This window comes from Streptomyces sp. NPDC055506, from assembly GCF_053643595.1.
Window position 1 is genome coordinate 1 of the sequence record NZ_JBSHKH010000224.1, and the last position, 6,959, is coordinate 6,959.

The following is a 6,959-nucleotide window of genomic DNA, read 5'->3' on the forward strand; positions in this document are numbered from 1 at the left end:
AGATCCAGGTGCGCGCCGCCTACGGATTCCATCGCGCGTCCGGCCGCGTACGGGTCGTCGACCTCGCGTCCTGCGTCCAGCGCGGCCCGGTAGCGCACCAGCGCGTCGGCCGTACGGCCGCTCCGGGCGTCGAGGTCGCCGAGGTTGAGCAGGGCGGCGGCCCGCTCGCGGGGCAGATCGCGGCGCTCGGCCACGGCGAGGACCAGGCTGTGGATGTCGTAGAGGTCGGGCGCGGCCGCCTGGGTGCCGACGTGTGCCGCCATCGCCCGCACCAGCTGGGACATCAGCCGCCGGGCCAGGGTGTCCAGCTCCCCGTCGTCGACCGCGAGCCGGGCCGAGGCCAGCAGGGCGGGCCGGGTCAGGCGCAGCCAGTCGGCGGCCGCCCGGGGAGTGGGAAAGCGCAGGGCACGCGGCATGTCGAGGAGCTTCTGGCGTGCCTGGGGGCTGTCGGTCTCGGTGATGGCACGGCAGACCTGGAGCAGCCGGACGGTCCGCTCCAGCATCCGGGCGCGGGCCACCTGGAGATCGGCGGGGCGCTCGTGGTGACCGGCGAGGACGCGGAGCATGGGGTGCAGACAGCCGGGGACCTCGTACTGCGGCAGCGGCGAGTCCACCGCGTGCAGGAAGCCGAGGGCGACGAAGTCGTCCAGGGTGGTGCGGGCGCTGTCGACCGAGCAGCCGACGAGCGCGGAGGCGGTCTGCGGGTCGACCAGTCCGGCCGGGGCGAGGGCGAGCAGGCGCAGCATCCTCGCGGCGGTGGCCGGCAGGGCGTCGTAGGCGAGGCGGAAGACCCGGCTCAGGGCGGTTCCCTCGGCCGGCTCGGTGCGCAGTTGCTTGGCGAGGTCCAGGACGGCCGCTTTGGGGCGGGCGGCGAGCCAGCCGCCCGCCAGCATCAGCGCGGCGGGCTGCCCCTGGCACTCCTCGGCGAGGCCCTCGGCGGCCCGGGGGTCGACGGTGATGCGGACCGAGCCGGTGTGCCGGGACAGCAGCTCCACTCCGGACTTGGCGTCCAGGCCGCCCAGCGTGCAGGGGCGGACGTCCGAGATGCCGGTCAGCGGGCCCTCGGAGACCGCGACGACCAGGCAGTCCGGGGTGTCGGGCAGCAGGGCGTCGACCTGCTCGGCGTCGGCCGCGTCATCCAGCAGGAGCAGGGCGCGGCGGTCGGCCAGGGCGCCGCGCAGCGAGTCGGTGAGGTCGTCGCCGCAGGCCCCGGCCGGGGCTTCCCGGTCCAGGGCGGCGAGCAGCTCGCGGGCCGCGCGTTCGACGGGTACGGGGGTGCCGTCCGGGTCGGTCAGCCGGGCACGCAGTACCCCGTCCGGGTAACGGTCCGCGACCTGGTGCGCGAGCTCCTCGGCGAGTGCCGTGCGGCCCGAGCCGGGCCGGCCGGCGATGAGCAGCACACGCGCGCGTGGGGGTTTGCGGCCGGCGAGGGTGTCCAGGCCGGCGCGCTCGATGTCGGCGCGCAGCTCCTTCAACTCCCGTGTGCGGCCCAGGAACTGACTCTCGCCGGCAGCGTGTCCGGTCAGCCGCACGTCGCCTGTCTCCACGACCTGATCCGTCACGGGCCACACTCCCGTCCCACGCACGCAAGCCCGCCGGGAATCCGGTTCGGGCGTGCCTCAGAGCCTAGTTCACGCTCTGCAACGTTCCGGGTGGAGCACGACGGGCACGGCAGCCACATCCCCCGATCGGATCAGCCGATCTTCACACCTTGGAGCCTCTTCACGCCTCGAACGGCCGCGCCGGCCACGGCGCCTGGGCCGGGCGCAGTGCCTCCAGGCCGTCCCCCGCACGCGCGGCGACCAGGGACAGTACGCCCACCACGAGGCAGTTGTTGTGGAGTTCGCCGGCCAGTACGCCCCGGACGAGGTCCTCGACCGGGACCCGGTCGAGTTCCATGTCGGCCTCTTCCTCCTCGACCGCGAAGCGCTCGCCCTCGGCCTCGGACAGATCGCGGGCGAGGAAGATCCGTACGGCCTCGTCGCAGCCGCCGGGGGTGGTGTAGACGTCGGTCAGCACCCGCCAGTCCTCGGCCTTGACGTGCGCCTCCTCATAGAGCTCCCGCTGCGCGGCGTGCAGCGGGTTCTCGCCGGGGACGTCGAGCAGACCGGCCGGGATCTCCCACAGCTTGTGGCGCACGGGGTGGCGGTACTGGCGCAGGACCAGGACGCGGTCGGCCTCGTCGAGGGCGAGGACGGCCACCGAGCCGGGGTGGACCTGGTAGTCACGGCCGACCACGGTGCCGTCGGGCATGACCACGTCGTCCGTGCGGACGGAGGTCTTGTTGCCGACGAAGGGGGTGTCCGTCGCCCGGACCTCCCACTCCTCCGGGGTGTCCTTGATCGTCATGCCTGTCCTTCCATGTACCCGACCCGACCTGCTGAAAAGAAACCGGGGTGCACACCCTTTGAAGGGATGCACCCCGGCCACCGTACAACTGGTGTGTTACTTCGAAGTCTTCCGCTCGACCGAGGCCTTGACGAGCCCGGCGAACAGCGGGTGCGGACGCGTCGGGCGCGAGCGCAGCTCCGGGTGCGCCTGGGTGGCGACCAGGTAGGGGTGGACGTCGCGCGGGTACTCGACGTACTCGACGAGCTTGCCGTCCGGGGAGGTGCCGGAGAACTGGATGCCCGCCTTCTTCTCCAGCTCCGCCCGGTAGGAGTTGTTCACCTCGTACCGGTGACGGTGCCGCTCCTCGACGTACTCCTTGCCGTCGTACACCTCGCGCACGATCGAGCCCTCGGCCAGCTTGGCCGGGTACATGCCCAGCCGCATGGTGCCGCCCATGTCGCCCTCACCGGCGACGATGTCGAGCTGCTCGGCCATGGTGGAGATGACGGGGTGGCCGGTGGCCGGGTCGAACTCGGTGGAGTTGGCGTCCTGGATGTCGACCAGGTTGCGCGCGGCCTCGATCACGATGCACTGCAGGCCGAGACAGAGGCCGAGCAGCGGGATCTTGTTCTCGCGGGCGTACTTGATCGCTCCGACCTTGCCGAGCACGCCGCGGTCGCCGAAGCCGCCGGGGATGCAGACGCCGTCGACGTCGCCGAGCTGCTGGGCCGCGCCCGCCGGGGTCTTGCAGTCGTCGGAGGTGACCCACTTGATCTTCACGCGGGCCCGGTTGGCGAAGCCGCCGGCGCGCAGCGCCTCGGTGACCGACAGATAGGCGTCGGGCAGGTCGATGTACTTGCCGACCAGGGCGAGGGTGATCTCGTGGTCGGGGTTGTGGACGCGGTCGAGCAGATCGTCCCAGGTGGTCCAGTCGACGTCCCGGAAGGGCAGGTCCAGTTTGCGGACGACGTAGGCGTCCAGGCCCTCGCCGTGCACGGTCTTCGGGATGTCGTAGATCGAGCGGGCGTCGGGGCAGGCGACGACGGCGGCCTCGTCGACGTCGCACATCAGCGAGATCTTCCGCTTGATCGCGGTGGGCACCTCACGGTCGCAGCGCAGCACGATCGCGTCCGGCTGGATACCGATGTTGCGCAGGGCCGCAACCGAGTGCTGGGTGGGCTTCGTCTTCAACTCACCCGAGGGGCCGATGTAGGGCAGGAGCGAGATATGGACGACGAAGACGTTGTCACGGCCGACCTCGTGCCGGACCTGGCGGACGGTCTCCAGGAACGGCAGCGACTCGATGTCGCCGACCGTGCCGCCGACCTCGGTGATCACGACGTCGACCTCGTCCGTCGCCATGCGGCGGATGCGGTGCTTGATCTCGTTGGTGATGTGCGGGATGACCTGCACGGTGTCGCCGAGGTACTCGCCGCGCCGCTCCTTGGCGATCACGGTGTTGTACACCTGACCGGTGGTGACGTTGGCGGAGCCGTCCAGGTCGCGGTCGAGGAAGCGCTCGTAGTGGCCGATGTCCAGGTCGGTCTCGGCGCCGTCGTTCGTGACGAACACCTCACCGTGCTGGAAGGGGTTCATCGTCCCCGGGTCGACGTTCAGGTAAGGATCGAGCTTCTGCATCACGACGCGCAGGCCGCGGGCCTTGAGCAGCATGCCGAGGCTGGAGGCCGTCAGGCCCTTGCCGAGCGAGGAGGCGACACCCCCGGTGACGAAGATGTGCTTGGTCGTCGTGGAATTGGGCATGGCCAAGAGGGGGCTCCCGTGGTCGCGATCTGGAAGTGCGGTTCGGGGGTCAGACGCCCACCGGTCCACGGGCTACCAGCGTATCAGCGCCGCGAGGCGATGGCTTCCGGCCACGCTCCGCACACGCGCCGACACGGAGGCGATCATCATTACCGGTCTCTCACCCGTTGCTCACTCGTTCGGCGTACCTGCCTTGCCCGGAGCGGCACACAGATCATCTGCGTGCGTCGTATCCTGCTCGGACACTCGCTGCCGAGCCCGCCGGCCCAACGGCACCACCCCCCGCCCGTAAGCACCGGAACAACGTGAGCTCGTCAGTTCGTTGAGCAACAATTGGCGCTTTGCGTCGCAGCTGAGTGAACTGTTTTGCTTCATGACTCAACGACGCATTGCAGGACTGCTGAAAACCCCCCTTGACCGCACTAGCGACAGCCCCCTCGTGGGGTGACGTGGCCGTTCGACTGGAGTTGCACGTGGCCGGGCGCATCGAAGATTACGCACTCATCGGAGACATGCAGACCGCTGCCCTGGTCTGCCGGGACGGGACGGTCGACTGGCTGTGCCTGCCCCGCTTCGACTCGCACGCCATCTTCGCCGGCCTGCTCGGCACCGAGGAGCACGGCTTCTGGCGGCTCGGCCCCGCGTACGCCTCCGACCAGCAGCCGCCCACCGCCGCCCGGCGCAGCTACCGCGGTGACTCGCTGGTCCTGGAATCCGAGTGGGACACCCAGCGGGGCACGGTCCGGGTGACCGATTTCATGCCGCCGCGTGACGGCGCCCCGCAGCTGATCCGGATCGTGGAGGGCGTCTCGGGCCGTGTGCCGATGCGCTCGGCGCTCAGGATGCGGTTCTCCTACGGCCGGGTGGTGCCGTGGGTGCACAAGCACGACGGGCGCACGGTGGCCGTGGCGGGCCCCGACTCCGTGTGGTTCGACACATCCGCCGAGACCTACGGCAAGTCTCTGACGACGTACGCGGATTTCACGGTCGCCCCGGGTGACCGGATCGCGTTCACGATCTCCTGGCAGCCCTCGCACAAGGAGCCGCCGCCGCTGCCCGAGCCGGAGCAGTCGCTGGAGGCGACGGAGGACTTCTGGCGCGAGTGGGTCGATCACTGTACGTACCACGGCCCCTACCGCGAGGCCGTGATCCGCTCGCTGATCACGCTGAAGGCCCTGACGTACGCCCCGACCGGCGGCATCGTCGCCGCGCCCACCACCTCCCTGCCGGAGGACATCGGCGGCGTCCGCAACTGGGACTACCGCTACACCTGGCTGCGCGACGCGGCCATCACCCTGTCCTCGCTGCTGCGCACCGGCTACCGCGAGGAGGCCCGCGCCTGGCGCGAGTGGCTGCTCAGGGCGGTCGCGGGCGACCCGGAGAACCTGCAGATCATGTACGGCATCGCCGGCGAGCGCGAGCTGGGCGAGGCGGAGCTGGACTGGCTGCCGGGCTACGAGAACTCCGCCCCGGTCCGGGTCGGCAACGGCGCGGCCCACCAGCTCCAGCTGGACGTGTACGGCGAGGTCACCGAGGCCCTGCACCTGGCCCATATGACGGGCCTCGCGCGCAACGACTACGCCTCGCTGCTCCAGCTGAAGCTGATCCGCTACCTGGAGGGCCACTGGCAGGAGCCGGACGAGGGCATCTGGGAGGTGCGCGGCCCGCGCCGCCACTTCGTGCACTCCAAGGTGATGGCCTGGGTCGCCGTCGACCGCACGATCAAGCTGATCGAGTCCGGTGACGCCGACGGCCCGCTGGAGCGCTGGAAGGAACTGCGCGACGACATCCACCGGGACGTGTGCGAGAAGGGTTACGACAAGGAGCGCAACACCTTCACGCAGTCGTACGGCTCGAAGGAGCTGGACGCCTCGCTGCTGCTGATCCCGCAGATGGGCTTCCTGCCGCCGGACGACAAGCGCGTCATCGGCACCATCGAGGCGATCCAGCGGGAGCTGTCCACGCCGGACGGCTTCATCCTGCGCTACCCGACGGAGGGCGACAACGCGGGCGTCGACGGGCTGCCCGGCGACGAGGGCGCGTTCCTCGCCTGCTCGTTCTGGATGGCCGACGACCTGGCGATGATCGGCCGCGTGGACGAGGCCCGCAAGCTGTTCGAGAAGCTCCTCGCCCTGCGCAACGACCTCGGCCTGCTGGCCGAGGAGTGGGACCCGCACCTCCAGCGCCAGGTGGGCAACTTCCCGCAGGCGTTCAGCCACGTCCCGCTGATCGACACGGCCCTGCGCCTGACGGCTTCGGGCGCCTACGGCGGCTGAACGCGGTGCGTCACGCCGGCCTGAGGGCCGTGAGTGTGCGCTCCCCCGCCGGGTCGCCCGCTGTGGCCGGGACCAGGGCGATCTCGTCGAGGCCGGCCTCGGCGTAGGCGTCGATACGGGCGCGGACGGTGCCGGTGTCGCCGACGAGGGCGACCGTGCTCGCGGCCTCGGGCGGCAGGGCCCGCAGCAGGGTGTCCCGGTCGGCTCCCTTGGCGGCCAGTTCGACGACCTCGGCGAGGCCCGCCTCGACGAACATGTCGCTGTAGCCCGGCACGGCGAGATAGCCGACGACGCTGCGCAGGACCTGTGTGAGCGATTCCGGCTCCGGGTCCACGGCGGCGGGCAGCCAGGCGGCCAGACGGGGCGGTGTACGGCCCGCCCGCTCGGCGGCCGCGAGCATGCGCGCCCGCAGGACGCGGACCTGTTCCGGCGAGACGATGTCGAGCAGCATCCGGTCGGCGTGCGCGACGGCGGTGCCGATCGCGCGCTCGCCGAACGCCGCGACGGTGACCTCGCCCCCGGGCGGCGGCAGCCGGCGCGGGAAACCGCTGCCGGGCACGATCGGATCGCCCGGCACGCTGTCCCACAGTG

At 71.1% G+C, this 6,959-nt stretch carries 5 protein-coding genes; 1 reads left to right on the top strand and 4 read right to left on the bottom strand.

The window, feature by feature from the left end:
• The 3 genes from ACWIF2_RS39545 to ACWIF2_RS39555 all read right to left on the bottom strand — a co-directional run.
• The coding region (locus ACWIF2_RS39545) for an NB-ARC domain-containing protein (protein WP_454366403.1) at positions 1-1,562 on the bottom strand (1,562 nt) is incomplete at its 3' end.
• Positions 1,563-1,722: 160 nt separating this feature from the next.
• Positions 1,723-2,349: an NUDIX domain-containing protein gene (locus tag ACWIF2_RS39550; protein WP_454366405.1), complete on the bottom strand. Its 627-nt coding sequence runs from the start codon at positions 2,347-2,349 to the stop codon at positions 1,723-1,725.
• Between the two features lie 96 nt (positions 2,350-2,445).
• Positions 2,446-4,092, bottom strand: coding sequence for a CTP synthase (locus ACWIF2_RS39555; RefSeq protein WP_391111422.1), 1,647 nt, complete (start codon positions 4,090-4,092; stop codon positions 2,446-2,448).
• Positions 4,093-4,565: 473 nt separating this feature from the next.
• Here ACWIF2_RS39555 and ACWIF2_RS39560 point away from each other — a divergent pair, with 473 nt between their 5' ends.
• A complete protein-coding gene (locus ACWIF2_RS39560; protein ID WP_454366409.1) occupies positions 4,566-6,368 on the top strand; it encodes a glycoside hydrolase family 15 protein in 1,803 nt (600 codons plus the stop codon).
• Between the two features lie 10 nt (positions 6,369-6,378).
• Here ACWIF2_RS39560 and ACWIF2_RS39565 read toward each other — a convergent pair.
• Positions 6,379-6,959, bottom strand: a 581-nt coding sequence (locus ACWIF2_RS39565; RefSeq protein WP_454366407.1) for an LLM class flavin-dependent oxidoreductase, incomplete at its 5' end; no start/stop codon positions are given.